Origin of the sequence: Pseudomonas sp. L13, assembly GCF_009935965.1 — a bacterium.
GTDB classification, from domain to species: Bacteria; Pseudomonadota; Gammaproteobacteria; order Pseudomonadales; family Pseudomonadaceae; genus Aquipseudomonas; species Aquipseudomonas lactis.
Window position 1 is genome coordinate 1 of the sequence record NZ_QODJ01000049.1, and the last position, 25,278, is coordinate 25,278.

At 61.7% G+C, this 25,278-nt stretch carries 25 protein-coding genes and 1 pseudogene; 20 read left to right on the forward strand and 6 right to left on the reverse strand.

Going from position 1 to position 25,278, the window contains the following annotated elements:
- From DK871_RS28785 to DK871_RS21350, 8 genes are all read left to right on the forward strand, one after another.
- Nucleotides 1-255, forward strand: a 255-nt coding sequence (locus DK871_RS28785; RefSeq protein ID WP_218581498.1) for a hypothetical protein, incomplete at its 5' end; no start/stop codon positions are given.
- A gap of 310 nt (nucleotides 256-565) precedes the next feature.
- Complete coding sequence (locus DK871_RS21320) at nucleotides 566-2,959, forward strand: TonB-dependent siderophore receptor (protein ID WP_161906521.1); 2,394 nt, start codon at nucleotides 566-568, stop codon at nucleotides 2,957-2,959.
- 19 nt (nucleotides 2,960-2,978) lie between these two features.
- Nucleotides 2,979-3,950 (forward strand): amino acid ABC transporter permease, encoded by a 972-nt coding sequence (locus tag DK871_RS21325; protein ID WP_161906522.1) that lies wholly within the window; start codon nucleotides 2,979-2,981, stop codon nucleotides 3,948-3,950.
- Nucleotides 3,943-4,716, forward strand: coding sequence for an amino acid ABC transporter ATP-binding protein (locus tag DK871_RS21330; RefSeq protein WP_161906523.1), 774 nt, complete (start codon nucleotides 3,943-3,945; stop codon nucleotides 4,714-4,716). Before DK871_RS21325 ends, DK871_RS21330 begins: the two co-directional genes overlap by 8 nt.
- A gap of 18 nt (nucleotides 4,717-4,734) precedes the next feature.
- On the forward strand, nucleotides 4,735-5,658 hold the full coding sequence (locus DK871_RS21335) for an ABC transporter substrate-binding protein (RefSeq protein WP_161906524.1): 924 nt from the start codon (nucleotides 4,735-4,737) through the stop codon (nucleotides 5,656-5,658).
- A gap of 12 nt (nucleotides 5,659-5,670) precedes the next feature.
- Complete coding sequence (locus DK871_RS21340; RefSeq protein WP_161906525.1) at nucleotides 5,671-7,254, forward strand: FAD-dependent oxidoreductase; 1,584 nt, start codon at nucleotides 5,671-5,673, stop codon at nucleotides 7,252-7,254.
- Nucleotides 7,255-7,265: 11 nt separating this feature from the next.
- Nucleotides 7,266-7,688 carry a RidA family protein gene (locus DK871_RS21345; RefSeq protein ID WP_161906526.1) on the forward strand — a complete coding sequence of 141 codons (423 nt, stop codon included), beginning with the start codon at nucleotides 7,266-7,268 and terminating at the stop codon, nucleotides 7,686-7,688.
- 130 nt (nucleotides 7,689-7,818) lie between these two features.
- Entirely contained in the window at nucleotides 7,819-8,103 is a 285-nt protein-coding gene (locus tag DK871_RS21350; protein ID WP_094775154.1) for a hypothetical protein, read from the forward strand.
- Nucleotides 8,104-8,180: 77 nt separating this feature from the next.
- On the opposite strand, the gene DK871_RS21355 is transcribed toward DK871_RS21350, so the two are convergent.
- Nucleotides 8,181-8,585, reverse strand: a complete 405-nt coding sequence (locus tag DK871_RS21355) for a hypothetical protein (protein WP_161906527.1) — start codon at nucleotides 8,583-8,585, stop codon at nucleotides 8,181-8,183.
- 367 nt (nucleotides 8,586-8,952) lie between these two features.
- On the opposite strand from DK871_RS21355, the gene DK871_RS21360 reads away from it, so the two are divergent.
- Nucleotides 8,953-9,441, forward strand: coding sequence for a type VI secretion system tube protein Hcp (locus DK871_RS21360; RefSeq protein ID WP_161906528.1), 489 nt, complete (start codon nucleotides 8,953-8,955; stop codon nucleotides 9,439-9,441).
- Nucleotides 9,442-9,487: 46 nt separating this feature from the next.
- Here the strand turns inward: DK871_RS21360 and DK871_RS21365 are convergent, their stop codons facing one another.
- Complete coding sequence (locus DK871_RS21365) at nucleotides 9,488-10,324, reverse strand: 5'-nucleotidase, lipoprotein e(P4) family (protein ID WP_161906529.1); 837 nt, start codon at nucleotides 10,322-10,324, stop codon at nucleotides 9,488-9,490.
- 170 nt (nucleotides 10,325-10,494) lie between these two features.
- Here DK871_RS21365 and DK871_RS21370 point away from each other — a divergent pair, with 170 nt between their 5' ends.
- Nucleotides 10,495-10,914, forward strand: a complete 420-nt coding sequence (locus tag DK871_RS21370) for a chemotaxis protein CheY (protein WP_161906530.1) — start codon at nucleotides 10,495-10,497, stop codon at nucleotides 10,912-10,914.
- Nucleotides 10,915-11,145: 231 nt separating this feature from the next.
- Here the strand turns inward: DK871_RS21370 and DK871_RS21375 are convergent, their stop codons facing one another.
- Entirely contained in the window at nucleotides 11,146-12,222 is a 1,077-nt protein-coding gene (locus DK871_RS21375; protein ID WP_161906531.1) for an aldo/keto reductase, read from the reverse strand.
- Between the two features lie 216 nt (nucleotides 12,223-12,438).
- On the opposite strand from DK871_RS21375, the gene DK871_RS21380 reads away from it, so the two are divergent.
- From DK871_RS21380 to DK871_RS21395, 4 genes are all read left to right on the forward strand, one after another.
- Nucleotides 12,439-13,071, forward strand: coding sequence for a glutathione S-transferase family protein (locus DK871_RS21380; protein WP_161906532.1), 633 nt, complete (start codon nucleotides 12,439-12,441; stop codon nucleotides 13,069-13,071).
- Nucleotides 13,072-13,087: 16 nt separating this feature from the next.
- On the forward strand, nucleotides 13,088-14,008 hold the full coding sequence (locus tag DK871_RS21385) for a LysR family transcriptional regulator (RefSeq protein WP_161906533.1): 921 nt from the start codon (nucleotides 13,088-13,090) through the stop codon (nucleotides 14,006-14,008).
- On the forward strand, nucleotides 14,008-14,892 hold the full coding sequence (locus DK871_RS21390; RefSeq protein WP_161906534.1) for a LysR family transcriptional regulator: 885 nt from the start codon (nucleotides 14,008-14,010) through the stop codon (nucleotides 14,890-14,892). Before DK871_RS21385 ends, DK871_RS21390 begins: the two co-directional genes overlap by 1 nt.
- A gap of 80 nt (nucleotides 14,893-14,972) precedes the next feature.
- Entirely contained in the window at nucleotides 14,973-15,905 is a 933-nt protein-coding gene (locus tag DK871_RS21395) for a pyridoxamine 5'-phosphate oxidase family protein (protein ID WP_161906535.1), read from the forward strand.
- Nucleotides 15,906-16,059: 154 nt separating this feature from the next.
- Here DK871_RS21395 and DK871_RS28670 read toward each other — a convergent pair whose 3' ends face one another.
- Complete coding sequence (locus tag DK871_RS28670; RefSeq protein ID WP_178116070.1) at nucleotides 16,060-16,197, reverse strand: DUF6124 family protein; 138 nt, start codon at nucleotides 16,195-16,197, stop codon at nucleotides 16,060-16,062.
- A gap of 485 nt (nucleotides 16,198-16,682) precedes the next feature.
- On the opposite strand from DK871_RS28670, the gene DK871_RS21400 reads away from it, so the two are divergent.
- Entirely contained in the window at nucleotides 16,683-17,084 is a 402-nt protein-coding gene (locus DK871_RS21400) for a RidA family protein (protein ID WP_161906536.1), read from the forward strand.
- 104 nt (nucleotides 17,085-17,188) lie between these two features.
- On the opposite strand, the gene DK871_RS21405 is transcribed toward DK871_RS21400, so the two are convergent.
- Complete coding sequence (locus DK871_RS21405; protein WP_161906537.1) at nucleotides 17,189-18,676, reverse strand: aldehyde dehydrogenase family protein; 1,488 nt, start codon at nucleotides 18,674-18,676, stop codon at nucleotides 17,189-17,191.
- Between the two features lie 236 nt (nucleotides 18,677-18,912).
- Between DK871_RS21405 and DK871_RS21410 the strand changes: the two genes are divergently transcribed.
- Together DK871_RS21410 and DK871_RS21415 are read left to right on the forward strand one after the other, a co-directional pair.
- Nucleotides 18,913-20,082: a p-hydroxyphenylacetate 3-hydroxylase oxygenase component gene (locus tag DK871_RS21410; protein WP_161906538.1), complete on the forward strand. Its 1,170-nt coding sequence runs from the start codon at nucleotides 18,913-18,915 to the stop codon at nucleotides 20,080-20,082.
- A 56-nt stretch (nucleotides 20,083-20,138) separates the two neighbouring features.
- Nucleotides 20,139-20,612 (forward strand): annotated as a pseudogene (locus DK871_RS21415) (flavin reductase family protein); the annotation flags it as partial.
- Nucleotides 20,613-20,644: 32 nt separating this feature from the next.
- Here DK871_RS21415 and DK871_RS21420 read toward each other — a convergent pair.
- On the reverse strand, nucleotides 20,645-21,967 hold the full coding sequence (locus DK871_RS21420; RefSeq protein WP_161906539.1) for a hypothetical protein: 1,323 nt from the start codon (nucleotides 21,965-21,967) through the stop codon (nucleotides 20,645-20,647).
- 217 nt (nucleotides 21,968-22,184) lie between these two features.
- Between DK871_RS21420 and DK871_RS21425 the strand changes: the two genes are divergently transcribed.
- The 3 genes from DK871_RS21425 (at nucleotide 22,185) to feaR (ending at nucleotide 25,269) form a co-directional block, all read left to right on the forward strand.
- Entirely contained in the window at nucleotides 22,185-23,684 is a 1,500-nt protein-coding gene (locus tag DK871_RS21425; RefSeq protein ID WP_161906540.1) for an APC family permease, read from the forward strand.
- Nucleotides 23,647-24,213, forward strand: coding sequence for a DUF3156 family protein (locus tag DK871_RS21430; RefSeq protein ID WP_161906541.1), 567 nt, complete (start codon nucleotides 23,647-23,649; stop codon nucleotides 24,211-24,213). Before DK871_RS21425 ends, DK871_RS21430 begins: the two co-directional genes overlap by 38 nt.
- 114 nt (nucleotides 24,214-24,327) lie before the next feature.
- Nucleotides 24,328-25,269, forward strand: coding sequence for a transcriptional regulator FeaR (gene feaR, locus DK871_RS21435; protein ID WP_161906542.1), 942 nt, complete (start codon nucleotides 24,328-24,330; stop codon nucleotides 25,267-25,269).
- Nucleotides 25,270-25,278 lie beyond the last annotated feature (9 nt).

Sequence of the window (25,278 nt, forward strand, 5' to 3'; positions counted from 1 at the left end):
GGCATCCCTGCCGGTTTACCCCCCCAAATCCCTGTCGAATTCCGGCCAGCGTGGTTTAACGGGGCGCCTAAGATCAAGAGCGGCTCGCTTCGCATCGTGGTTACCGTCGGTAGTTACCGTTGCGATGGGGGGCGTGTCAGTAAATGCATTTTGACTGGCCCACAGTCATCGGGAGCAAGCCCCCTGCCACACTTTGAAGCGTTCTGCGCGCTCAGATTAAAAATCATTTTTATGAATAATTATTTTTATAAATAATGAAAGTACAGAATATTAGCTTATGCCCAAATAGCATTATATTTTTAAAATCCATTCCGTTATGTTTGATCCCAACAGCCTACCCCTGACCTCGGATGGTACCCAGCGTGATTCAGATTCTGCGCGCCTGACCGGGTAATCCTCCCGCCGCCGCAGAGTCGTTGGACGGGAGCTCAACGTATGTTGTCACTTCAAACCCCTCGCTTGCCCCACACCTAGCCCACGCCGTATCGCCCCTTTGAACATCGGCCCCGCCGTGCCCGGCGCGTGCCTGCTCGACTTTGCGATTTGGAAAAAGCTGGGAATGGATATGAAGCACATTCTGCAACCTACTGCTGCCCTGACCCTGTCGCTGTTCGCCGCAGCTTCGCAGGCCCAGGAAGACAGCACTTTGTCTACGGTCGTTGTGACCGGCAACCGTGGCGCCGAGCAGCGCACGGTCACTAGTAGCCCGGTGCCGATTGACGTGGTCAGCGCCCAGCAATTGCAAAACACCGGCAAGCCCGGGTTGATGGAGGCGTTGAGCGCGGTGATTCCGTCGCTGACCCTGCCGGAAAAAACCGGTTGGGACGCCAGCGGTATTGCCCGGGCACCGAACCTGCGGGGCTTGAGCGCCGCCGAAGTGTTGGTGCTGGTCAACGGCAAGCGCCGCCACACCAGTGCCACCTTGAATATCAACGGCATCAACACCGGCGCGGCGCCGGCTGATCTGGACCTGATACCCATCAGCGCCATCGACCATGTCGAAGTGCTGCGCGATGGTGCGGCTGCTCAATATGGGTCTGACGCCATCGCCGGGGTGATCAACGTGATCCTCAAGGCCGATACCCGCGGTACCTCGGTGACCCACGCGGGCCTTGGCTACGACGGCAAGAAGCAGACCGTGCAGCAAAGCCTCAACAAGGGCTTCGAAATCGGCAACGGCGGCATCGTACAACTGGCCCTGGATGCGCGCAGCCAGAACGATGACAACAAGGCCAGCGCCAACGGCTACACCTATGAGCAAGCCTATGGCCTGGCGGGCAAGTCCACCTATGGTGGCTACGGCACACCCAAGACCAACCTGCTGACCCTGGGCTACAACGCCGAGTTGCCGATCGACGACAGCCTCAGCTTCTACTCCTTCACCACTTACTCGCGACGCAAGGCCGAGCAGGGGCAGAACTTCCGCCTGCCGACCATCACCAACACCATTACCACCGGGCCCAACGGTTACCCGGCCGGGTATACCCCCACCTGGTACATCGACGAGGACGACTTCCAGGCGGCGTTCGGTGGCAAGGGCACTGTGGGCGAGTGGGACTGGGACTTGTCTACCACCTACGGGCGCAACGAAGCGGAGCAGGGCACCACCCACAACCAGAACCCTTCCCTGGGCCAAGCCACGCCGAACAGCTTCACCTCCGGCACCTGGATTTCCACCGAGCTGACCACCAACCTGGACTTCAAGCGTGGCTTCGACATCGGTCTGCAAAAGCCCTTGGACCTGTCCTACGGCTTCGAGCATCGGCGCGACACCTACGAGGTGCAAGCCGGCGATTACGCGTCCTATGCCAATGGCGGTTACTGCGTGGCGCCGGGTAACTGCGCCTCGTCCGGGGCGCAGGTCACCAACGGTATTTCACCGGACGAAGAAAGCAGCGCGTCACGCAACAGCCTGGCCGGTTATGTGGATGTGGGTTTCAACCCCATGCCGGACTGGTACGTTGGCACGGCGGTGCGTTATGAGCATTACAACGAGGGCGTGGGCGCCACCCGCAGCGGCAAGCTGACCACCCGCTACGACTTCACCCCGCAGTTCGCGGTGCGCGCCACGGTGAGCAATGGCTTTCGTGCGCCGTCCCTGGCCAACAGCCTGTTCAGTGCGCGCTCCACCACCTATGGCGTCGTCGATGGGGTGTATCAGTCGATCAACTATGGCGTGCTGCCGGTGGGTTCGGCGGCGGCCCAGGCGCTAGGTGCGCAAGAGTTGAAGCCCGAGCGCTCCACCAACTTCAGCCTTGGTTTCACGCTCACACCCACCGACCGCCTGAGCTTCACCGCCGATGCCTACGTGATCAACCTGCGTGACCGCATCACCCTTACCGGCACCTTGCTGGGCCCGGAAGTCACCCAGGTGTTGCAGAACAACGGTATCAACTCCACCTCTGGCGGCCAGTACTTTATCAACGGCGCCGACACTCGCACCAAAGGCCTGGACCTGGTCAGCAGCTATAACCAGGACCTGGGCGCGTTCGGCGCGCTGAAGTGGACCGCCGCGTTCAACTGGAACCAGACCAAAATCCTCAACTACAAGGCATCCACTGACATCCTCGGCACCTCCTACGACCTGATGGACCGCCAGGCGCGCAACCTGATCACCGGCGTGCAACCCAACACCAAGCTGATCCTGGGCGGTGACTGGCGCATCGACCGCTTCAACCTCAACCTGGCCCTGACCCGCTACGGCTCGTACAAGGAAGTGAACTCATCGGCCAATCGTGACCTGGACCGGGTCTACAACGCCCGCTGGATCACCGACCTCGACCTGGGCTACAGCCTCACCAAAGACCTGAACATCGCCATCGGCGCCAAGAACCTGTTCGACCTCTATCCCAAGAAACAAGGGGTGCCGAGCAGCACCATGGTTGCCAGCTACGGCACCTATTCGCCCTACGGTTTTACCGGTGGGTATTACTACACCCGGCTGACTTACGCCTTCTGAGGCCTGCGAGGAAAAGAACATGCCCATTGTCGCCAAACCCTATGACCTGCTGGATGAAGTCAGCGCCCAACCGCTGCGCCAACGCCGTGCCGCCACGCCGATCAAGGCGTTGCGCGTAGTGCCGGCCCGGCACCCCTGGCGCTGGGCCGGGTCGATTTTCGCCGCGCTGGTATTACTCGCCATCGTGCACTCCCTGGCCACCAACCCGCGCTGGGAATGGGGCGTGTTCGGCCAATGGTTCTTCTCGCCCTCGGTGCTGCGCGGGCTGGGCCAGACGTTGCTGCTGACGCTGCTCAGTACAGTGTTCAGCATCCTGCTGGGTACCGCGCTGGCCCTGGCGCGGCTGTCGGGTTCGCCGTTGCTGGCGGCGTTGGCCTGGGGCTACATCTGGTTCTTCCGCTCGATGCCGGCCCTGCTGGTGCTGATCATCCTCTACAACTTTGCCTACCTGTACGACCACATCGTGCTAGGCGTGCCGTTCACCGACCTGGTGTTCGCCGAGTGGTCGACGGTGGATGTGCTCAGCCAATTTACCGTGGCCGTCCTGGGCTTGAGCCTGATGCAGGCGGCCTACGCGGCGGAGATCATTCGCGGTGGGCTGATCGGCGTGGATGCCGGCCAGCATGAAGCGGCGGCGGCCTTGGGGTTGCCGGCCTCTCGACGCATCTTCCGGATCATCCTGCCCCAGGCGCTGCGCTCGATCTTGCCGTCGGGGTTCAACGAAATCATCGGCCTGGTCAAGGGCACCTCGATTGTCTACGTACTGGCCTTGCCCGAGCTGTTCTACACCGTGCAGGTCATCTACAACCGCACCCAGGCGGTGATCCCATTGTTGATCGTCGCCACGGTCTGGTACTTGATCATCACCACCGTGCTCACCAGCGCCCAGTACTACGTCGAGCGCCACTTCGCCCGGGGCACCGCGCGGGTGCTGCCACCCACGCCGCTGCAGCGCGTGCTCCGCTGGTTCAAGGAGAAGGCCCATGCCTGAAGCACGCGCCGGGCGCATTCAGATTCAGGGCGTGGGCAAGCGCTTTGGCAACCAGCAGGTACTCGATCATATCGACCTGAGCATTGACGCTGGCAAGGTCACGGTGATCCTCGGGCCGTCCGGCTCGGGCAAGTCCACCTTGCTGCGCACCATCAACCACTTGGAGAAGATCGACAGCGGGCATATCACCATCGACGGTGAATACGTCGGCTATCGGCGCAAAGGCGACCTGCTGTTTGAACTCACCGAACGCGAGATCCTCAAGCGCCGCATCGACGTGGGCTTTGTGTTTCAGAACTTCAACCTGTTTCCCCACCTCACTGCCTGGGAAAACATCGCCGAAGCGCCCCTGGCGCACAAGCGCTGGAGCCGGGCGCAGGCCCGTGACAAGGCCGATGAACTGCTCGCCAAGGTCGGCCTGGCGGACAAGGCCGACGCCTACCCGCGCCAGCTCTCCGGCGGCCAACAGCAACGCGTCGCCATCGCCCGGGCCTTGGCGCTCGACCCCAAAGTGTTGCTGTTCGACGAGCCCACCTCGGCCCTCGACCCGGAGCTGGTGGGTGAGGTGCTGGACGTGATCAAGGGCTTGACCCAGCTGGGCGTGACCCTGGTGATCGTCACCCATGAGATCGGCTTTGCCCGCGAAGTGGCCGACCACGTGGTGTTCCTCTGCGACGGTCAACTGATCGAAGAAGGCCCGCCTGAACAGATTTTTCGCCAACCCCGACATCCCCGCACCCAGGCCTTTCTCGGCAAAGTGCTTTAGTTCAAGGAGTGACTGCCCATGTTTATCACTACTGCCCGTGTCGCCCTGTTGGCAATTGCCGGCGCCACTGCCCACAGCGCATTTGCCGTGCAACAGGTCGACCTCAGCCCCGACCGCCCGCGCATCCATGCGCCACGCAATGAAGCGGCCATCGCGCAGATCCCGCCGGGCTTCAAGTTCGCCCAGCCTGGCAAGTTCACTGTGGCCGTGTCAGGCGTAGCCGGGCCACCGCTGGCGCTGCTGGCCAGTGACGACAAGACCACCATCGGCAGCGAGGCTGACACCGCCCAATTGGTGGCCGACAGCCTTGGCCTGCAACTCAACGTGGTGCAAACCAGTTGGGAAGACTGGCCCCTGGGCGTCAGCTCGGGCAAATACGACGCGGTGATCAGCAACGTCACCGTGACCGAGGCGCGCAAAAAGCGTTTCGACTTCGCCACCTACCGCCAGGATGTGCTCGGGTTTTACGTCAAGAGCACCAGCAAGATCAGTGAGATCAAGCAGGCGGCGGACATTGCCGGGCTGAAGATCATCGTCGGCTCCGGCACCAACCAGGAAAAAGTCCTGCTGGCCTGGAACGAGGCCAATGAGAAAGCCGGCCTAAAACCGGCGCTGTTGCAGTACTTCGACGACCAGGCCGCCGCGCAACTGGCGGTGCAGTCGGGGCGCAGCGACGCACTGTTCGGGCCGAACTCGGTGTACGCCTATTCGGCAGCGATCACCGGCGGCATCAAGCGCGTCGGCACCGTCAATGGTGGCTGGCCGTTGCAGGCGGATATCGCGGTGACCACGCGCAAGGACAACGGCCTGGTCAAACCGATTCACACCGCCCTGCAAGGTGCGATTGCCGGGGGGCAATATGCGCAGGTGCTGCAACGTTGGGGCCTGGATGTGGAACGGGTCGACCAGTCGCTGATCAACCCGCCCGGGCTGCCGGATTAAGGAGGCACAGACATGGGACTGACACGACGTGAAGCGCTGTCGAGTATCGCCGCGGTGGGCGGTGAGAAAGCGGTCAAGGATGCACTGGCAGTGTTGGGGCTGGGCCCATCGTCACACCGTCGACCGCAACCACTGAAACTCAAGGACGGCCTGGGGCAGGGCACCCGTGTACTGGTGCTGGGCGCCGGAATTGCCGGGTTGGTCACTGCGCTGGAGCTGACGCGCGCGGGCTTCAGCGTGCAGGTGCTGGAGGCCCGCGAGCGCGTGGGTGGCCGCACCTGGACTCTGCGTAACGGCGACCGCGTGGACTATAAGGACGGTCGCTCGCAGACGGTGGGGTTTGACCCTGGGCAGTATTTCAACGCCGGGCCGGCGCGTATTCCCAGCCAGCACCGCACGATCCTCGACTATTGCAGTGAACTGGGCGTGCCCCTGGAAGTGCTGGTCAACAGCAGTCATGGCGCCCAGGTGCGACCGGACCTGAGCCAGGCAGCGTTCAGCGTCGGCCAGGCGCTCAACGATACGCGTGGGCATTTATCCGGCTTGTTGGCCAAGGCGGTGCAACGCGATGCCCTTGACGATGTACTGAGTGGCGAAGAGCGCACGCGCCTGCTGGCTTTTTTGCAGGTCTATGGCGACCTGTCCCAGGCGTTGGCGTTTGAGGGCACCCTGCGTTCGGGGCACCTTGAATCCGCCGCTCACCCTGGCGCCTTGCCCGCCCGCCGCAGCCCGTTGACGTTGGAGCGGTTGCTGCACCCGGAACTCTGGGGGGCTTTACTGCACACCGAGTTCCCAGAATTTTCGGCCACCATGTTCCAGCCGGTGGGCGGCATGGACCGGATCACCGAGGCCTTCTACCGGCGCGTGCAGGAGCAGGTGCAACTGGGCGCCCAGGTGCGGCAGATCCGCCAGCTGGAGGACGGCGTGGCGGTGACTTACCACGACCAGCGCAGTGACCGTGAACAGGTGGTGCGTGCCGACTTTTTAATCTCCACCCTGCCGCTGCCCCTGCTGGCCAAGCTCGATACCGACTTCAGCGCGCCGGTCAAGGCGGCCTTGCTCAGCACCCGCAGCGACCAGGCGACCAAGGTGGCCTGGCAATCGCCGCGCTTTTGGGAGACCGACTACCGTACCTACGGCGGCTTGTCGTGGATCGAGCATCCGGCGCGCCTGCTGTGGTACCCCAGCAACGACCTCAACACCCGCGAAGGCGTGCTGGTGGCCGGTTACGTGACCGGCGAAGGCGCCGACGTGTTTGGCGCCCAACCGCTCGATCAGCAGTACGCCGCCTCACGGCAAGCCGTAGAGCTGTTGCATCCAGGTTATGCCAGGCATTTGCGTAACCCGTTGGCGGTGTCCTGGGAGCAGATCCCCTACAGCGAAGGCCCGTGGTTGCAACGCGAACACTTCCCCGCCCAAGCCCACGCGTTGCTTGAACAGCCCCATGGCCGGGTGTACTTCGCCGGCGACGGCCTGGTGCAAAGCGGCGTGGGCATCTGGCAGGAATCGGCAGCCAACTCGGCGCGCCATGTGGTCGCGCAACTGGCCGAGCGCATCACCCAACAACACCAACTCGCGGCGTTGGCCGCATCCTGAGGAGCCTCACCATGAGCAACAGCATCCACCGCACCAGCGTCGGCGAATTCCCCATCTCGCAAACCGTCACCGTGCCGGCCTCGGCCAGCCTGGTGTTTGTCAGCGGCACGCTACCGGACCCCGCCGACCCGAAGGTGCCTGGGGTGTATGGCGACACTGAAGTGCAGAGCGTTTCAGTGTTCAACAAACTGCGCCAGATCCTGCGCCAACATGACTTGGACCTGGGCGACATCGTGCAGTTACGGGTGTTTCTGGTCGGCGCCGAAGAGACTGATGGCAAGCTGGATTTTGCCGGTTTGCAGCGCGGTTATACCCAGTTCTTTGGCACGCCCGAGCAACCGAACAAACCGGCGCGCACCGCGTTGCAAGTAGTGGCGTTGCCATTGCCGGGGGCGTTGGTGGAGGTGGAGGCGATTGCGGCCAGGGCGGTGTGAGTTCCGCGCTCAGAGGTGTAGGTCATTTCTTTTAAGGTTGTAGTCTAAATAGTTAAATGGTTTCCTTTTGCTGATTCTTTACCCATTCCAGGCAGAATGCCGCCTGGATTTTGGGCTCAGGAGCAGCTCCATGAAACGTTCTGACAGTCGGTCGTTATGGTGCGTTACAGCGGCTCTCGCCGTTTGTACGGGGCTTTTAGGCTACCAGATAGTTGATGGGTTAATTCGCGGCGTGATTGTGGCTTTCAGCCGTGTAGGGCCTTCCGCCACTTACACGCTTCTGGAGCAACCAAAGCAGTATTGGATGACCCTGATTTGGCTCGCTATTGTTGAAATTTTTCTTATCGCTATGACGCTTGGTGTTGCTTGGATTTCCAACGAAATAGCAAAAAATGAACGATCCAGAAAGGTGTGATCGCTAGTGCTTGCGAGGGCCTTGAGAACCTTGATCACTATCATCAAAGTCGCTCTACGAGGTTTGCCTTAAGTTGTTTATTGGGGGACTTCCTCGTAGATACCAATGGCCAATGTTTTGACATTACCGGATATTGCACTACCGGTGAGGCCGAGCGCTGCGGCTAACGTCTCTTGTATATGGTTGGCGGTAGTCTGTCGCATTTTCGTAGCGCTGATTCGCTTGGGGAGCACCCTGTTGGATTGTTTAATCTTGAGTATTTTTGGTGTTAACCGGGGATCTTGGAGTCTGAGCAACTCATTATTGAGCTTTACCCTTTCTTGTCGATTCAGACTTCTGAGCACCTGAGTGAAGGATTTTCCGGTGACTTTCCGCGTGGTGTTGACTGTTTTGGTTACGGTTAAGGCTGAGGTGGCAACGCCAAGCAATGCAATAGCATCCAGCAGCGCGGCTACGGCCTGAAACCAGGCTTCGTTATCCAACTGATCAAGGTCCCGTGGAACTAGCACCTCAGCGCCCGCACGCCCTAACCCGATGAAACATTGCGCGCCGCTTGCAATTAGGGCTGCCTTCCCAATAAACGAGATCACTGCGCTGACCCCCGCAGTGAAAGGTATTAGTGCAACGCCACTAGTAATGGCTACCCAGCTTAGCAGCGCTCCGGCACACGTTAGCGCCGTATTCATCGCCTCCGAGACCAACTTCGACTCTCGTGGCTCATGCTCCAGCATCCGCTTGAATTCCATCGGGCCCAAATACCGAGGCGCCTCACGCAATAGTATGCTCGCTCCGCCTGATCAACAGTGCGACCCACGTCATTACCGACGCACGCTAGGACAAGGAGCCAACATGGCCGTTGATATGTTTTTGAAACTGGGCGACATCAAAGGTGAATCACGGGACCAGGCCCATCGCGATGAAATTGATATTACCGAATGGGCATGGGGTGTATCGCAGACCGGGTCGATGCACGCCGGTACCGGCGGTGGTGCCGGCAAGGCGGATTTTGCCAACCTGAACCTGGTTAAACCGTTGGACAAATCCAGCCCCAACCTGATGATGGCCTGTGCAAGCGGTAAGCATTATCCCGAAGCCAGGCTGGTGGTTCGCAAGGCGGGAGGGGCCAGCCCGATTGAGTATCTGGTGATGACGCTCAAGGAGGTCATGGTGGTGTCCTACAGCACCAGCGCAGAAAAGGCCGGCGATGTGCTGTACGACCGTATCGCTTTGAACTTCGCTACTGTCGAGTTCAGCTACCAGCCGCAGAAGGCCGATGGCGCCAAGGAGGGAGGGCCGGTGAAGTTTGGCTGGAATATTCGGCAGAACGTTAAAGTCTGAGTCATCACTTGTCGAGCTCGAATGGCCCCCGTGGGAGCCACACACCCTATTCCTGCAACAGCAATGCCCGCTGCTTGAGCTTGCGTTTCTGCGCAAACGGCAAGCGCTCATCGTCCCCATACGGCGCGCTGTACCAGTTGCCGTAGCTCGGGTTGGGCAACAGGAACCAGCGCTGGCCTAGCCAGTTCACATAGGGTTCGACGGCCTTGCGCTGCGCGGCCAGGGTATTGTGTTCGGCCTGCACGAAATCTCCCAGGGAGTCTCCGGCCATCAACAGCACGCGGGCATGGTTGGCGACCCACTGGCGGCGGCACTGCTTGCCGTAGCCCGCGCTTTCGCAGTGGCCGGTGGGGGTGCTGGCCGCCAGGATCTGTGCGTCGCTCTCAATCGGAAAGCCGCGCAAACGCAGGTTTTTTGCGGTGGCCGCGACCTGGCTGTGTTCTCGGTTGGTGAGGTAGTAAACCTGGATGCCTTTTTGTCTGGCTGCCTGCAGGAACGCTACCGAGCCTGGCAATGCCTGGGCCTTGGCCTGCTCGACCCAGGTGTTCCAGCGGTCATAGGAATAGACCTGATTGTTGATGATGTCGCGGGCGTTGAGGGGCACGTTGTCCAGCAGGGTTTCGTCGATGTCCACCACCACCGCCGGGGGCAGGCCGGTCAGGTTGCGTGGGGCAAAGGGCAGGGCGTCCCAGCTCGGGTCGGCCAGGGCAACATCCAGTTGGCGGGTGGCATTGGCGAAGAGCTGGCGGTAGATCAGTTCATGCTCGATGGAAGTCTGGGTCCAGAGCACTGCGTCGAGTTGGTCATTGGCCGGCGGGTGTTGCTGGCAGCCTGCGAGGGCGGTGGTGAGCAAGCAGAGGCTGGCGAGGAACAGGTTGCGCATGGGCTGGTTCTCGAAGAACGGGGTGGCGTGGTCTGCACGCCAGTCTAATCACTTGCGAGGCTCGCGGCTTGTTGCCGTTTCGGAATCGTCTTAAAGCCAGGCTTAACCCTGGCGGGTAATGTAGCGAGCGTTGAAGGATCGTCGTCGCTGCCCATCTGCCAGGTTTGCCTATGTCCAATAAAGCGTTACGTTTTCTGATCGCCGATGGAGAGCATTTGCAGCGGGTCAAGATCGAGAAGATGCTCAACCAGTTGGGCTACTACCGCATCGCCCCCTTGAGCTCGTTCGACGAGGTGCAGGCGTTGACGCGTTCGAACGGCGTGATGTTCGACCTGTTGATCATCAACACCGCGCTGGTGCGTTTGCGCCAGGTTGACCTGCTGAAGTTCTGCCGAGAAAACCCGATGATCCGGCATGCGCTGATCTACGACGGGCAGTGCGCGCAGCGGTCGGTGGTGCCGGTGTCGGCCAGCCAGACCTTGCATCTGTCGCTGTCACAATCGCCGGATTTCAGCTCCCTGTGCCGCTGCCTGGAAATGCTCGACCCGGCGGCGATGGCGCGCGTCGCCTGGATGTCACCCAAGCGTTGAACTTCATTGCTTTGAGCATTGTATTCGCCTAACTCACTGGCATGAGGGCAAGCTCGCCCACAGGGGATGCATGTCAAATGAAGGCGTTGGCTTGCCTGCGAAAGCGGTGGGTCAGTCGCTGCAACTGTTACTGCACTACCGCTATCGCAGGCAAGCCAGCTCCCACATTGGATCTCCGTTGCTTTGAGCATTGCGCTCGCATAATCAATCGGCGTTGGGGCGGGTTTTGTGTTACTTGTCCGTGCGCGCATCCAAGGTCTTTTGATGCTCGGCGAGGAACGGTTGCTCCGCGGGGTCAAAACGATCAATCCCGGCGGTGAAGCGGTGCCAGTAGGGGTACAACGGCTGACGGCGCGTGACGGCCTCGATGCGCGCCGACTGCGCTTCGGTGAGTTTCAGTTCAGTGGCCGCCAGGTTGTCGCGCAGGTGTGCTTCGGTACGGGCGCCGACAATCAGCGAGGTGATCCCCGGGCGATCCTTGAGCCAGGCCAGGCAGGTGCGGGCGACCGAGACGCCATGTTCATCACCGACGGCGGCGAGGGTCTCGATAATGTCCAGCGCACGTTCCTGGTCGTGGACATAGGGTTCCGGCCAACCGCTGCCCTGGCGAGTATTGGCCGGCGGCTTGTGCCCGCGTCGGGTTGTGCCGGTCAGCAAGCCTTCGCCCATCGGGCCCCACACCAAAGTGCCGACCTGCTGGTCCAGGGCCAATGGCAGCAACTCGTACTCGGCCTCGCGGGATTCCGGGGTGTAGTAGATCTGCTGGGTAATTGGCTTGAGCATCCCGTGTAGTTCGGCCTTGCCCAGGGTTTTCATCATCTGCCAGGCGGTGAAGTTGCTGGTGCCGAAGTAGCGGATCTTGCCCGAACCCACCAACAGGCGCAGGGCTTCCAGGGTCTCTTCGATCGGCGTCATACCGTCCCAGTTGTGCAGTTGGTACAAGTCGATGTGGTCGGTGCCCAGGCGCTTGAGGCTGGCTTCGCACGCGCGGATCAAGTGGTAGCGCGATGAGCCGGAGTTGTTGGGGTTGTCGTCCACCGGGCTGCGGCCCTTGGTGGCCAGCAGGATCTCGTTGCGTTTGTCGCCCAGCGCCTTGCCCACCACTTCTTCGGCCAGGCCGTGGGAATAGAGGTCGGCGGTGTCGACCATGTTCACCCCGGCGTCGAACGCCATATCGAACATGCGCTTGGCCAGGGGCACATCCACCGCACCGCATTTTTCAAATTCTGCGCGACCGCCAAAGGGCACGGTGCCCAGGATGATTTCCGATACCAGCAGGCCGGAATGACCCAGTTGTCGGTACTGCATGTTGCCTCCTACTTAACGTTGCACGTGAAGGTGTGAACGATGGGGAAGGCGATAGTTTGAATTTTTTTATGAAATCTTCGCGCCACGTTTGGCTGCGACGTACACGAAGGATTGTTTCGCTGGATGAAATGCTGGATTGTGAATCCTGGTCATTCCGCCAGACAAGGCAGCGGTAGAACATCCGTGGCGTCGATACCCACTCATTTGGAGCCTGTCATGACCCAGCCTGCGATCAAACTCTATGGTTTCCCCCTGTCCGGCCACTCCCACCGGGTCGAGCTGATGTTGTCCCTGCTGGGGCTGACGAGTGAATTTATCCTGGTGGACCTCAAGCAAGGTGCGCATAAAACGCCTGAGTTCCTCACCACCCTGAACAGCTTTGGCCAGGTGCCGGTGATTGATGACGGCGGCACGGTACTGGCCGACTCCAATGCCATCCTGCTTTACCTGGCCAGCACCTATGGCAACGGCCAATGGCTGCCGAGTGACCCGACTGGCCAGGCGCGAGTACAACGCTGGCTCTCGGCCGCTGCTGGCCCACTCCATGCCGGGCCTGCCACGGCTCGCTTGGCCACGGTGTTTGGCGCCGAGGTGGACACGGTCAGCGCAATCAACCGTGCCCATGCCTTGCTGAGCGTGATGGAGCAGCAACTGAACCAGAGCCGTTTCCTCGCCTGTGAGCAGCCCAGCATTGCCGACATCGCCTTCTACACCTACGTGGCCCACGCGCCGGAAGGCAATGTGTCCCTTGCCGACTACCCTAAGGTACGCGCCTGGCTGGCCAGCATCGAAGCACTGCCGGGTTTCGTTGGCATGCCGCGTACGGCGGTGGGGCTGCAATCGCAATAACAACCGAGGGGCGCCGATGGACCGATTTCATGAAATGCAGGTGTTCTTGGCCGTGGCCGAGGAGGAGGGCTTCGCGGCTGCCGCGCGCCGCCTGAACACCTCGCCGCCCAGCGTGACTCGGGCCATTGCCGCCATGGAACAACGCATCGGCACGCAGTTGCTGGCGCGCACCACCCGCAGCCTGCACTTGACCGAAGCCGGCCAGCGTTACCTGGAAGATTGCCGACGCATCCTTGCCGAACTGGATGAGGCCGAGGAAGCGGCGGCGGGCAGTTATTCCATCCCGGGCGGCCAGTTGACGGTGACCGCACCGGTACTGTTTGGCGAGCTGTATGTGGCGCCGGTACTGGGGGATTACCTGGACCGTTTTCCCTTGGTGAGCATCAACGCCTTGCTGGTCGACAGAGTGGTCAATATGACCGACGAAGGTGTTGACGTGGCGGTGCGTATCGGCCACCTGCAGCCATCCTTGCAGCAAGCGATCAAGGTCGGCGAAGTACGCCGGGTGGTGTGCGCATCGCCGGCTTATCTTGACCAACACGGGCGGCCCCAGCGCCCTGAGCAGTTGCGTGAGGCCAAGCTTGTCACCTCATCGTCCAGCCAACTGGTGAGTGAGTGGACATTCATTGACGCCGGCCAGCCGCTGAAGGTACCGATCGAGCCACGCCTGGTGGTCACCGCCAACAATGCCGCGATCAACCTGGCCCGCCTGGGCTGGGGCATGACGCGGGTGCTGTCTTATCAAGTCGCCGCAGCGGTGGCGGCGGGTGAGCTGGAGCTGGTGCTGGAGGATTTCGAACCGGCGCCACTGCCGATCCACGTGGTGTTCCAGCAAAACGGCCGCGTACCGGCCAAGGTCAATACGTTTGTGGATTTCCTCAGCCAGCGCCTCGGGCAGGACCCGGCCCTGAGCGCGGCGACCAAGCGGCGCGCCTGATGGAGCGTTTTCGCGATATGCAGCTGTTTGCCGCGCTGGCCGGGCAACCCAGCCTGGCGTCGGCGGCGCGTCATGCGCAGGTTTCCGGGCCGACGCTGGTACGAGCGGTTGCGCGCCTTGAGGCACGTCTGCGCGTGGTGTTGCTGCAACGTAGTACACGCGGGGTCTACCTGACCGATGCAGGCCAGGCTTACCTTGCCGACTGCGTGCGCCTGCTAGCAGCGGTGGACGCGGCCGAGGCCTCGGCCAACGGTTTGCATGTGCAGGCCCAGGGCGACCTGCGGATATTCCTGCCGTTGCTGTTCAGCCGCTATGTCATGGCGCCGTTGTTGGCCGGCTATGCGGATCGCTACCCGGCGGTGCGTGTTATCGCGCATTACCACGACTATTACCCGAACCTGCACGTAGAAGGGCTGGACGTGGCGGTGCTGGTCGGCGAATTGCCCAGTTCGTCGCTGATCGCGCGGCAGGTCGGGCAGGTGGGCACTGTCCTTTGCGCCAGCCCAGCTTACTTGGCGACCCGGGGCGAACCCCGGCATCCGGCTGAACTCAAGCAGCATCATCTGATTGCCAGCGCCGACCCAGTGCACTGGGATTTCCCGCATTACACCCTCAAGGCTCGCGCCCGGCTGAGTTGCGCCACTGTCCAAGGCGCGATCAATGCGGCAGTGCAGGGAGCGGGCGTGATTCGGGCCTTGAGTTATCCGCTGCACGAACACCTGGCGAGCGGCCAGTTGCAGCGCCTATTGCCTGCCTTCGAGTTGCCGCCGCAGCCGGTGCATGTGGTCTACCGCGAAGGCCGCCATGCGTCGATGCGCGTGCGCAGCTTTGTTGACTACTGCGTCACGGCGTTGCGCGAGCATCCGGCGTTTCAGTTGGCGTAATAGTGGATTGCCCTGGGTGGGCATTCTCTCTATTACGGCATGGGCGCAGCATCTTCAGTATCTAACCGGAGGTGAGCGCCATGCACTCGATTGAACCAACCCCTTGGCATGTCGGCGAACGGCACATGCAGGACAGTGCCGGCGTTTCTGAACGCATGGCCGTGATCGGGCCCAAGGTCATTCGTGATCATTTGCCTGAGCAGCACCGCGATTTCTATCCGCTACTGCCGTACTTGATCGCGGGTGTGGTGGACGAACAAGGCATCCCCTGGGCGACGATGCTGGAAGGCGCACCCGGGTTTGCGCATTCACCGGACCCACACACGCTGCAGATCGACAGCCTGCCCGCCAAAAGCGATCCCGCCTGGGCTGGGATAACGAGTGGCGCGGCGATCGGCCTGCTGGGCATCGATCTTAACACCCGCCGCCGCAACCGCATGAATGGCCGCATTGGAACGCTTGAGGATGAGGGCTTCGCGGTCGACGTGGTACACACCTTCGGCAACTGCCCCAAGTACATCCAACTGCGCCCCGTCGCCGGCATTGCGCGCAAACCCGGCAACCTGGCCGAGCGCAGCAACCGTCTGGACGATGCGGCACAAGCACTGATCCGCCACGCCGACACTTTCTTCGTCGCCAGCTACGTCGACCTGCACGGCGAGCGTTCGGTGGACGTCTCCCACCGAGGTGGCAATACGGGGTTTGTGCGGGTGGAAGGCAGCGTGCTGACCATCCCGGATTTCGCCGGCAACCTGTTCTTCAACACCCTCGGCAACCTGCAGGCGAACCCGGTGGCGGGGTTGTTGTTTATTGATTTTGAAACGGGCGACGTGCTGCAAGTAGCCGGGCGTACTTCGCTGATCCTCAGTGGGCCGCAAGTGGCTGAGTTCGAAGGCGCGCAGCGCTTGTGGACGGTGACGGTGGAGCATGTGGTCCGCCGCCCTGCAGCATTGGCCTTGCGTTGGCAGTTCGCTGAATTTTCACCGCACAGCCTAGCGATGGGCACCTGGTAGCCTGGCACGATAATGCCCTGTAGGAGCGAGCTTGCTCGCGAAAAACGTCAACGATAACGCGGGCTTCCTGAGTAAGCGCGGCGCCTGTGGGTTTTTCGCGAGCAAGCTCGCTCCTACAGGGGATGTCATTACCTGTTGGGTTTGCGCGTTTTCATCAGGCCACCGGGCACTCACGGTTCAGCGCTTCATCTACCAGCAACTGCGCAATCTCGATCATCTGCACCACCGCCAGCACCTGCTTGCGGGCGTGACCGTCATGCTGTTCGGCACAGACAGTCGCGGACTCCAGCATTTCGCTACCACACGAAGTAAGGAGGCGACTGTACACGGGGTGGTAGACCGGTCATAGAAACCCGGCAGGCCGAAGCCTCCCATGCACAGCCGCCACAAAGCAGCCAGCACAACACCCTTGAGAGTTTTGGATTCTATGGTTAGCGGCGAGGTTCATCGGACGCAACCCGAACGTTGTGTAAGAGCGGTCCGACAACCGCGCCATTGCGGGTACGCCGAATACCCCATGTAGGAGCGAGCTTGCTCGCGAAAAACGTCAACGATAACGCGTGCTTCCTGAGTAAGTGCGGCGCCTGCGGGTTTTTCGCGAGCAAGCTCGCTCCTACAGGGGATGTGATTGCCTGTTGGGTTTGCGCGTTCTCATCAGGCCACTGGGCACTCAAGGTTCAGCGCTTCACCCACGAACATGTTGCTGGATGTTGAGCCATCATCCTTAGCGATTCCTTTGGGTTAGCCTTGTTTTCCTACTGACAATAAGGATTGGTCATGCAACGAAAGGTCATTAATCCCACGACGGTATTCAACTCCCTGCAATACGGTTTCAGCCAGGCCATGGAAGTGCCAGAGGGCCGGCGAATCATGCTGTCCGGGCAGGTGGGCGTGGATGCTGAAGAGCGTACGGTGGGCCCAGGGGTTGCCGAACAAACGGCCACGGCGTTGGACAATGTCGAAAAGGTGCTGGCCGCGGTGGGCGGTGATCTGTCTCACGTGATCATGCTGCGCTTGTATATTGTCGAATCTGCCCGAGAGCAGCAGGAGCCGATTGCCGAGGCTCTGCGCCAGCGCTTCGCGCACAACCCGCCGCCGTCTTCGTGGATTATCGTCAGTGGGTTGTCGTTGCCTGAGTGGTTGATCGAGATTGAGGCGGAGGCGGTGGTTCCGTTGTAGGAGCGAGCTTGCTCGCGAAAAAACCATAGCCGCCGCATTTATTCAGGACGCACGCGTTATCGTTGACGTTTTTCGCGAGCAAGCTCGCTCCTACAGCCATTCAATCAATACCGAACCATCACCGACTTGAGCTCGGTGTAATCCTCAATAAACGCACTGCCAAACTCCCGCCCCAGCCCCGAAGACCGGCTGCCACCAAACGGCACTGCCGGGTCGAGCAAGGTGTGCATGTTCACCCACAGGGTGCCTGCCTTGATCGCCGGGATCATGCGCAGGGCCTTGCCCAGGTCATTGGTCCACAGGCTGGCGCTCAACCCGTAAGGCCCGTGGTTCATCATGGCGAGCAGTTCGTCTTCATCATCGTAGGGCAGGAAGGTGGCGATGGGGCCGAAGGTTTCCTCGTTGAGCAGGGTGTCGTGCAGGTGGTTGGCGAGGATCACGGTGGGTTCGACGTAGCAGCCGGGGCGGTCGATGAGGTGGCCGCCGTGGATGATCGTGTTGTTTTCGGCGCGGGCCTGGTTGAAGTAGCCGAGCAGTTTTTGCTGGTGCTGCTGGTGCGTGACCGGGCCGAATTCGGTGTGTTCGTCCAGGGGCGAGCCGATGGTCAGGCGGCTGAGGCGTGCCTTGAGTTTTTCCAGCACGGCGTCGATTTGCGAGCGGTGCACGAAGAACCGCTCGGCCGCTGCGCAGATTTGCCCTGAGTGCAGGAAGCCCGCTTCGATGATGCCATTTACCGCTTTGTCCACGTCCATGTCGCGCAGGAAACCGGCGGCGTTCTTGCCGCCCAGTTCCAGAGTCGCGCGGGTGAGGCCTGCGCCCATGGCACTGCGGCCCACCGCAATACCGGTGGGCACTGAGCCGGTGAACGACACCTTGTGCGTGCCGGGGTGTTCCACCAGCCCCTTGCCGACATGGCCGCCGCCGGTCAATACGTTGAGCACGCCCGCCGGCAACCCGGCGTCGATGGCCAGTTCGGCGATGCGCAGCAGGGTCAGCGGGGTGAATTCGCTGGGCTTGATGATGATGCTGCAGCCGGTCACCAGTGCCGAGGCGAGCTTCCAGATGGCGATCATGGTCGAGAAATTCCACGGCACAATGCCCACCACCACGCCCACCGGTTCGCGCAAGGTGAAGGCGGTGTAGCGTTCGCCATTGAACGAAGGCAGCGACGGCGTGAGGGTCTGGCCGCTGAGCTTGGTGGCCCAACCTGCGTAGTAACGCAGGAAGTGCGCGGCCTGGTCGACCTCAAAGGCGCGGGAAATCTGGATGATCTTGCCCGACTGGCAGGTTTCGATCTGCGCCAGTTCTTCGCGATGGTGTTCCAGCAGGTCGGCCAGTTTCAGCAGCACGTTGCCACGAATGGCCGGTGCGGTCTGGGACCACAGCTGGAAACCCCGGTTGGCGCAAGTGACTGCAGCGTCGATATCCGCCAGGTCTGCGTCGGCCACATCGGCGATCACCTGGCCGGTGGCGGGGTTGGTCACGCTCAGGCGTGCATCGGCGTGGCTGCGCACACTGGCGCCGTCGATGAATAGCCCATGACGGCGGCGCAAAAAGGCTTCGACGTGAGGCAGCAGCGGGATATCGCTCATGGCAGGTTCCTGGCAGTTCACAAAAGAAACCCCGAGGTTAACCAACGCGCAGGCACGCGGCTTGACTGTGCCTGCCAGGTTTTATGCCTGTGCCTGCCGTGCCTGTGAAAAGTACAACCTTGCCTGCCGAACGTGCATGTTGTGCCGGCGCAAGCCGGTCGATACTGGCCCTGCATCCCGCGCCGTTCCACGATTCGGAGCGCCTGCCGGACTTCCAATAATAAGCAGGGCCGTCCATGAAAAAGCCAAACCCGCTCCTCGAAGACCTTAAGCCTCTTCTGCCTGCCATTGCCGCCAACGCCAGCCGTGCCGAACAACTGCGCCAAGTGCCGGATGAGAATATCGCGCTGCTCAAAAGCATCGGCCTGCACCGTGCCTTTCAGCCCAAGGCATTCGGTGGCCTGGAACTGTCGCTGCCCGAATTCGCCGACTGCATCGCCCTGCTCGCCGGCAGTTGCGCCAGCACCGCCTGGGCCATGAGTTTGTTGTGCACCCACAGCCATCAACTGGCGCTGTTCTCGGCGCAATTGCAGGAGGAGATCTGGGGCGCCAACCCGGATGCCACGGCCAGCAGCAGTATCGCGCCGTTCGGCCGGGTGACCGAGGGCGAGGGCGGTGTGTACTTCAGTGGCGAGATGGGCTGGAGCAGCGGCTGTGACCATGGCGAATGGGCGATTGTCGGCTGCCGTCGCCAGAATGCCGAAGGCACCCAGGACTACTGCTTTGCCGTGCTGCCGCGCAGTGACTATCAGATCCGCGATGACTGGTTTGCAGCCGGCATGAAGGGCAGCGGCACCAAGACCCTGATCATCGACAACGCCTGGGTGCCGGAGCACCGGATCCAGAAGGCCAAGGACATGATGGAAGGCAAGTCTGCAGGCTTTGGCCTGTACCCAGACAGCCAGATTTTCTACGCGCCGTACCGGCCGTATTTCGCCAGTGGCTTCTCCACCGTCAGCCTCGGTGTGGCCGAGCGCATGCTGGAGGTGTTCCGCGAAAAAACCAAAAACCGCGTGCGTGCCTACACCGGCGCTGCCGTCGGCGCCGCGACCCCGGCGCTGATGCGCCTGGCCGAGTCCACCCACCAGGTGGCCGCTGCTCGGGCGTTTTTGGAAAAGACCTGGCAAGACCACGCCGAACACAGCGCCGCCCACCGTTACCCAACCCGAGAAACCCTGGCGTTCTGGCGCACCAATCAGGCCTACGCCACCAAGATGTGCATCGAAGCGGTAGACCGGCTGTTCGCCGCCGCCGGTGGCAATGCCTGGTTCGAACACAACGAAATGCAGCGCCTGTTCCGCGATTCCCATATGACCGGCGCCCATGCCTACACCGACTATGACGTGTGCGCGCAGATCCTCGGCCGTGAGCTGATGGGCCTGGAGCCCGACCCGAGCATGGTGTAGCCGCGTTTTCCCTACAACAATCAGGGCGGCCCATAGAGGCCACCCGGGAGTCTTGCATGTCTGACGTATTCGACCCACGGGCTTTTCGCCGCGCCTTGGGCAACTTTGCCACTGGCGTGACCGTGGTCACCGCCGCCACCGCCTCCGGGCGCAAGGTGGGCGTGACCGCCAACAGTTTCAACTCGGTGTCCCTCGACCCGCCGCTGGTGCTGTGGAGCATCGACAAACGCTCCAACAGCCATGCGGTGTTCGAGGAGGCCAGCCACTTTGCGGTGAATGTGTTGGCGGCGGACCAGGTGCATCTATCCAACAATTTCGCGCGCCCCCGTGAAGACCGCTTCGCCCTGATCGAATACGAGCCGGGGGAGGGTGGCTCGCCGGTGTTCGCCGATTGCTCGGCGCGTTTTCACTGTGAGAAATATCAGCAGGTGGACGGCGGCGACCATTGGATCATGATCGGCAAGGTGGTGGCCTTTGATGATTTTGGCCGTGCGCCGCTGCTCTATCATCAGGGCGCCTATGCTGAGGTCCGGGCGCTGCCTCCGTGCGCGCCCGAGGCGGTTTAGAACGGCACGGCGACCACCAGTTGGCTGTAGACATTGGTGCCGTTGCCGCCGACCTGATTGCCACCGGTATCGGCTGATCTATTCGGTTTGTACAAGCCGAGCAGCGGCGTGATGATCAGGTGCTCGTTGACGGCCCATTCGGCATACAGGTCTAGTTCGCGGCCATCGAGGTTCAATTGGCCGCGGGTACTGACGGTGTTGTAGTCGAAGAACAGCGCCCCAAGCGTGACGTTCTCCAGTGGCTTGACCTTGAGCGCCACGTGCTGCACGGCGGTGTTGCTGTTGAAGGGGCCGGAATAGTTGCCCGCTACTTCGCCCTGCACCCAGGTGCCGTAGCCACGGTTGAAGCCTGAGAACATGCCGTCCCAGTTTTTCGAATAACGGGCGTAGCGGTAGGTCAGATCCGGTGACCACGGCAGGTTGGCGAAGGTGTAGCCGGCTTCGGCGTAGCCGGCATTTTCCTGGCCGTCGCGACGGCTTTGGCGCGCCAGTTCGAAGGCGAAGTGCGCGTCGTCGATACCGGCACTGCCGGCGCCGCGCAGGCTGTAGAGGTTCATGCCTTTGCGCTGGCGCTGCAGGTCGGTGGCGAAGCGCTCATCCACGTCGATGCCGTGAATATAGGTCAGCCCCAGGGTGCCCGGCGCGGCACTGTATTCCAGGGTGCCGGCGGCCATTTCGGTGAGGGCCTGGGCGCGGTTGTCGGACTTGATCCACATCAGGCTGCCGTGCACGCCGTCCTTGCCGCCCAGGCGAATCACCGCCGTTTTATCGAAGGCATGGCGCGCAGCGATGTAGTAGGCGCCGCCGCGATTGAACTCGCCGTCGCCGACGCCATTGCCCAGGTTGGGGCCGTCGTCGTTAAGGATAAAACCGTCGCCGAGCATGATGATCTGGCGACCGAACGACAGGTCCAGGCCGTCCTTGCCCAGCGCCGGTAACAACTCGCCAGACCGCCAGCCGGCGAAGGCCTCGTCAAACTTGGTGGTGCGCTCGGTGCCGTTGGTGAGCCCTGCCGCATCGCCATCGCCCCAGGTACCGGAACTCACCAGGTTGGCCGTGCCATACACGCCGCCCAGGTGGCCCAGGCTTTGTTCGACGCTCAAACCGTACTTGATGAACGCTTCGCGCCAGGTGGAGCCGCCGCTGCGGCCATCGTAGTTCTTCGGGCTGTTGAACATACCGTACACGGCGAGGAAGTTGCCAGTGACCTGGGTGTCGGCGTCGGCATACAACGCGATGGCCTGCGCCTGGCCCACCAGCAGTGCCACGCCCAGGCCGACCGTCTGGCGCAGGCGGCGGTTTTTCAGTGTGTGCTCCATTGTTATTGCCCCCATCTTGGTTAAGAGTGAGGGCGCATTAGGGCGAGCGGTATGAGGCCAAGTCTTTTCCCTGCGTGCCAGGCAATTGACTCTGGCCGCCAGGCCACACGCCCTGGCAGGCAGCAACAAAACCGGCGGCAGGCAGGGGCAAGACGATCAACGGGAGTGGGGCGCAGAGTGCCGACACATTAAAAAAAACCGCTTCGAGGACCCCTCCATGTCGATCAACGACCGACTCACCGCACACCTCAACCGGGGCACGGTAGGTTTTCCCACTGCGTTGGCCAGCACCATCGGCCTGATCATGGCCAGCCCGGTGATCCTCACCGCCACCATGGGCTTTGGCATCGGTGGCAGCGCGTTTGCCCTGGCGATGCTGATCGCCGTGGTGATGATGCTGGCCCAGGCCACCACCTTCGCCGAGGCCGCGTCGATACTGCCCACCACCGGTTCGGTGTATGACTACATCAACTGCGGCATGGGCCGGTTCTTTGCGATCACCGGGACCTTGTCGGCCTACCTGATCGTGCATGTGTTCGCCGGCACTGCCGAAACCATCCTCGCCGGGGTCATGGCCCTGGTGAACTTCGAACACCTCAATACCCTGGCAGAGTCGGCCGGTGGCTCGTGGTTGTTGGGCGTCGGTTTCGTGCTGGTGTTCGGTGTGCTGAATGCCTTTGGCGTCAGCGCATTTGGGCGTGCGGAGATCATCCTGACCTTCGGCATGTGGACCACCCTGATGGTGTTTGGCGTACTGGGGCTGATCGCCGCGCCGGCAGTGCAGCTGGATGGCTGGTTCGGTGAGTCGCTGGTGGGCACCGACCTGGTCACCGTGCTGTCGCTGGTGGGCATGGCGATGTTCATGTTCGTGGGCTGCGAGTTCGTCACCCCGCTGGCGCCGGACCTGCGCCAATCGGCCAAGGTGATGCCACGGGCGATGATGCTCGGGCTGATGGGTGTGGCCACGTGCATGTTCATCTATGGCGCCGCGATGAAACGCCAGGTGGAGAACGTGGTGCTCGACGCAGCTTCAGGGGTGCACCTGTTGGACACACCCATGGCCATCCCCCGGTTCGCCGAACAGGTGATGGGGCAGGTCGGCCCGTTGTGGCTGGGCATCGGTTTTCTGTTCGCTGGCGCTGCGACCATCAATACCCTGATGGCCGGCGTGCCGCGCATTCTCTACGGCATGGCAGTGGATGGCGCCTTGCCCAAGGTGTTCACCTACCTGCACCCGCGTTTCAAGACGCCGCTGTTGTGCATCCTGGTGGCGATGCTGATCCCCTGCCTGCACGCGCTGTACCTGGGCGGCAACACCGACAACATCATGCACCTGGTGCTGGCGGCGGTGTGCGCCTGGAGTTTCGCTTACCTGTTGGTGACGCTGTCGGTGGTGATCCTGCGCATTCGGCGTCCGGACTTGCCCCGCGCCTATCGCTCGCCGTGGTTCCCGCTGCCGCAGATCGTCTCCAGCATCGGCATCCTGTTGGGCATGTGGTTTATCACCCCGCCTGGCATGAACCCGGCGGACATTTACGTGCCGTTTGGCGTGATGCTCGGTGTGACGGCCACCTACGCGCTGTTCTGGACCCTGGTGGTGCAGAAGGTCAACCCCTTCAAGCCCGCCTGCGTAGAGGAGGTGTTGGCCAAGGAATTCAGCCATGAACCGGGAGTTGCCCATGACGGTTATAACGACTTTGCGGCAAAAACTGTTTGAGCTGTTTCGTGCCGACCGCGCACCCAGCGGGTATCGGCCGGGGGTGACCCTGGCTCATCTGCGGCGTGATCTGGGCCTGGCCACCCTTGAAGTGGACGGCATGGCCTTCGAGATTGTCGAGCGCACCGAGTCGCAGTTGTTGATGCACCTGGTGCTGACCGAATGTGTCCTGCGCGTTCCTGCTGCAGCGGGTGGCGCTGGCAGCTTCGAGGTGCACCATGGTGGCGCGATCCGGCGCAGTGGGATTCATGTGCGGCGCCGCGCTGGCAACCAGGCACTGGGCCGTGAGTTGCAGGCGCGTTTACAGGCTGACAGCGCGTTGTTCCAGGCGTTGATGCCGCTGGATTTCAAGCGCCTGCGCATCGAGCTGCACGACCAGCAATGGTGCGTGCGCCTGGAGCATATGGGTGGCAGCGAGGTGGTCAACCGCATGCCGGCGTTCCGGCGCTACATTGCGTTGAGCGCCGAGCAACGCGGGTATCTCTTGGCAACCCTGGCCGGGTTGCGGCGGGTACTGTCGGGTCTCTGATTGGCACCATTAGTGCTTCTGCAAAGGGCAAACAGGTTGTTGTTGCGTGCATATAGATAACATGTTAACTATTGCACCAGAACAACAAGAATAACGCCACTGCGGAGACACCCCATGAGCATCCCACAGCATGCACCCGACGGGCTCGACAGCTGGAACCGCGAACTGCGCGCCGCGTGCGGCCACTTCGATACCGAACTGGCTTTCAACCGTTCGCTGTTTATCGGCGAGATCCACAACCTGTCGCGTGGCCTGGCCATCCTTCGCACCAATGCCGGGCTGATCAGGCGCCCGACGCACCACGCCGATCACGATAATGACCAGGAATGTTTCCTGGTCAGCCAGCGCAGCGGCTATTCGCAAATCACCCAGAACGACCAGACGGTGCAACTGGCCCCCGGTGAAATGTTGTTGATGGATTCGGTGGGCTCCATCGAAATCACCCCCTTCGGCCTGATTGAACACGCCTCGCTGTCGCTGTCGCGCACAGCGGTGTGCAAGCACCTGGGCGGCCAGGCACGGGCCTTCGGCAAGGTCTCCTCGACCAAAGCCTGCGGGCGCATGCTGCATGTGCTGATGGACCAACTGTGCAAGGACGATACCGACGAAGACGCCACGCAGGTAGAAGCGCTGCAAGCGGCCTTCGTGTCGCTGTTGGGGTCGGCATTGGAGCAGGGCGACGAGTGCCGCGAGGGCGTGGCCGCGTTGCAGGGCAATAACCTGCGCAGCTATGTGCAAAAGGTCATTGATGAGTCGCTGAGCCAGCCAGGCCTGAGTCCGATCGGCTTGGCCAACCGCCTGAATATCTCGGTACGGCACCTGTACCGCTTGTTCGAGGAACAGGACGACAGCGTCTGCCGCTACATCCAGCGCGCGCGGCTCAAGCGCAGTGCGGATGACTTGACCAACCCGTTTCTGCGCAGTGAGTCGATCACCTCGATTGCGTATAAATGGGGCTTTACCGACTCGGCGCATTTCAGCCGCTCGTTCAAGAAGCAGTTCGAGGTATCGCCCAAGGATTTTCGTTCGAGCCGGTTGCAGGCGGTGCAAGCATAACGTCTTCAA

Coding starts and splice junctions, on each gene's coding strand:
- DK871_RS21390 (WP_161906534.1), top strand. CDS start 14,008: ATGGAGCGTTTTCGCGATATGCAGCTGTTTGCCGCGCTGGCCGGGCAA.
- DK871_RS21320 (WP_161906521.1), top strand. CDS start 566: ATGAAGCACATTCTGCAACCTACTGCTGCCCTGACCCTGTCGCTGTTC.
- DK871_RS28670 (WP_178116070.1), bottom strand. CDS start 16,197: ATGCTGGAGTCCGCGACTGTCTGTGCCGAACAGCATGACGGTCACGCC.
- DK871_RS21400 (WP_161906536.1), top strand. CDS start 16,683: ATGCAACGAAAGGTCATTAATCCCACGACGGTATTCAACTCCCTGCAA.
- DK871_RS21395 (WP_161906535.1), top strand. CDS start 14,973: ATGCACTCGATTGAACCAACCCCTTGGCATGTCGGCGAACGGCACATG.
- DK871_RS21385 (WP_161906533.1), top strand. CDS start 13,088: ATGGACCGATTTCATGAAATGCAGGTGTTCTTGGCCGTGGCCGAGGAG.
- DK871_RS21430 (WP_161906541.1), top strand. CDS start 23,647: ATGACGGTTATAACGACTTTGCGGCAAAAACTGTTTGAGCTGTTTCGT.
- DK871_RS21340 (WP_161906525.1), top strand. CDS start 5,671: ATGGGACTGACACGACGTGAAGCGCTGTCGAGTATCGCCGCGGTGGGC.
- DK871_RS21405 (WP_161906537.1), bottom strand. CDS start 18,676: ATGAGCGATATCCCGCTGCTGCCTCACGTCGAAGCCTTTTTGCGCCGC.
- DK871_RS21425 (WP_161906540.1), top strand. CDS start 22,185: ATGTCGATCAACGACCGACTCACCGCACACCTCAACCGGGGCACGGTA.
- DK871_RS21420 (WP_161906539.1), bottom strand. CDS start 21,967: ATGGAGCACACACTGAAAAACCGCCGCCTGCGCCAGACGGTCGGCCTG.
- DK871_RS21345 (WP_161906526.1), top strand. CDS start 7,266: ATGAGCAACAGCATCCACCGCACCAGCGTCGGCGAATTCCCCATCTCG.
- DK871_RS21350 (WP_094775154.1), top strand. CDS start 7,819: ATGAAACGTTCTGACAGTCGGTCGTTATGGTGCGTTACAGCGGCTCTC.
- DK871_RS21380 (WP_161906532.1), top strand. CDS start 12,439: ATGACCCAGCCTGCGATCAAACTCTATGGTTTCCCCCTGTCCGGCCAC.
- DK871_RS21375 (WP_161906531.1), bottom strand. CDS start 12,222: ATGCAGTACCGACAACTGGGTCATTCCGGCCTGCTGGTATCGGAAATC.
- DK871_RS21335 (WP_161906524.1), top strand. CDS start 4,735: ATGTTTATCACTACTGCCCGTGTCGCCCTGTTGGCAATTGCCGGCGCC.
- DK871_RS21365 (WP_161906529.1), bottom strand. CDS start 10,324: ATGCGCAACCTGTTCCTCGCCAGCCTCTGCTTGCTCACCACCGCCCTC.
- feaR (WP_161906542.1), top strand. CDS start 24,328: ATGAGCATCCCACAGCATGCACCCGACGGGCTCGACAGCTGGAACCGC.
- DK871_RS21325 (WP_161906522.1), top strand. CDS start 2,979: ATGCCCATTGTCGCCAAACCCTATGACCTGCTGGATGAAGTCAGCGCC.
- DK871_RS21410 (WP_161906538.1), top strand. CDS start 18,913: ATGAAAAAGCCAAACCCGCTCCTCGAAGACCTTAAGCCTCTTCTGCCT.
- DK871_RS21360 (WP_161906528.1), top strand. CDS start 8,953: ATGGCCGTTGATATGTTTTTGAAACTGGGCGACATCAAAGGTGAATCA.
- DK871_RS21330 (WP_161906523.1), top strand. CDS start 3,943: ATGCCTGAAGCACGCGCCGGGCGCATTCAGATTCAGGGCGTGGGCAAG.
- DK871_RS21370 (WP_161906530.1), top strand. CDS start 10,495: ATGTCCAATAAAGCGTTACGTTTTCTGATCGCCGATGGAGAGCATTTG.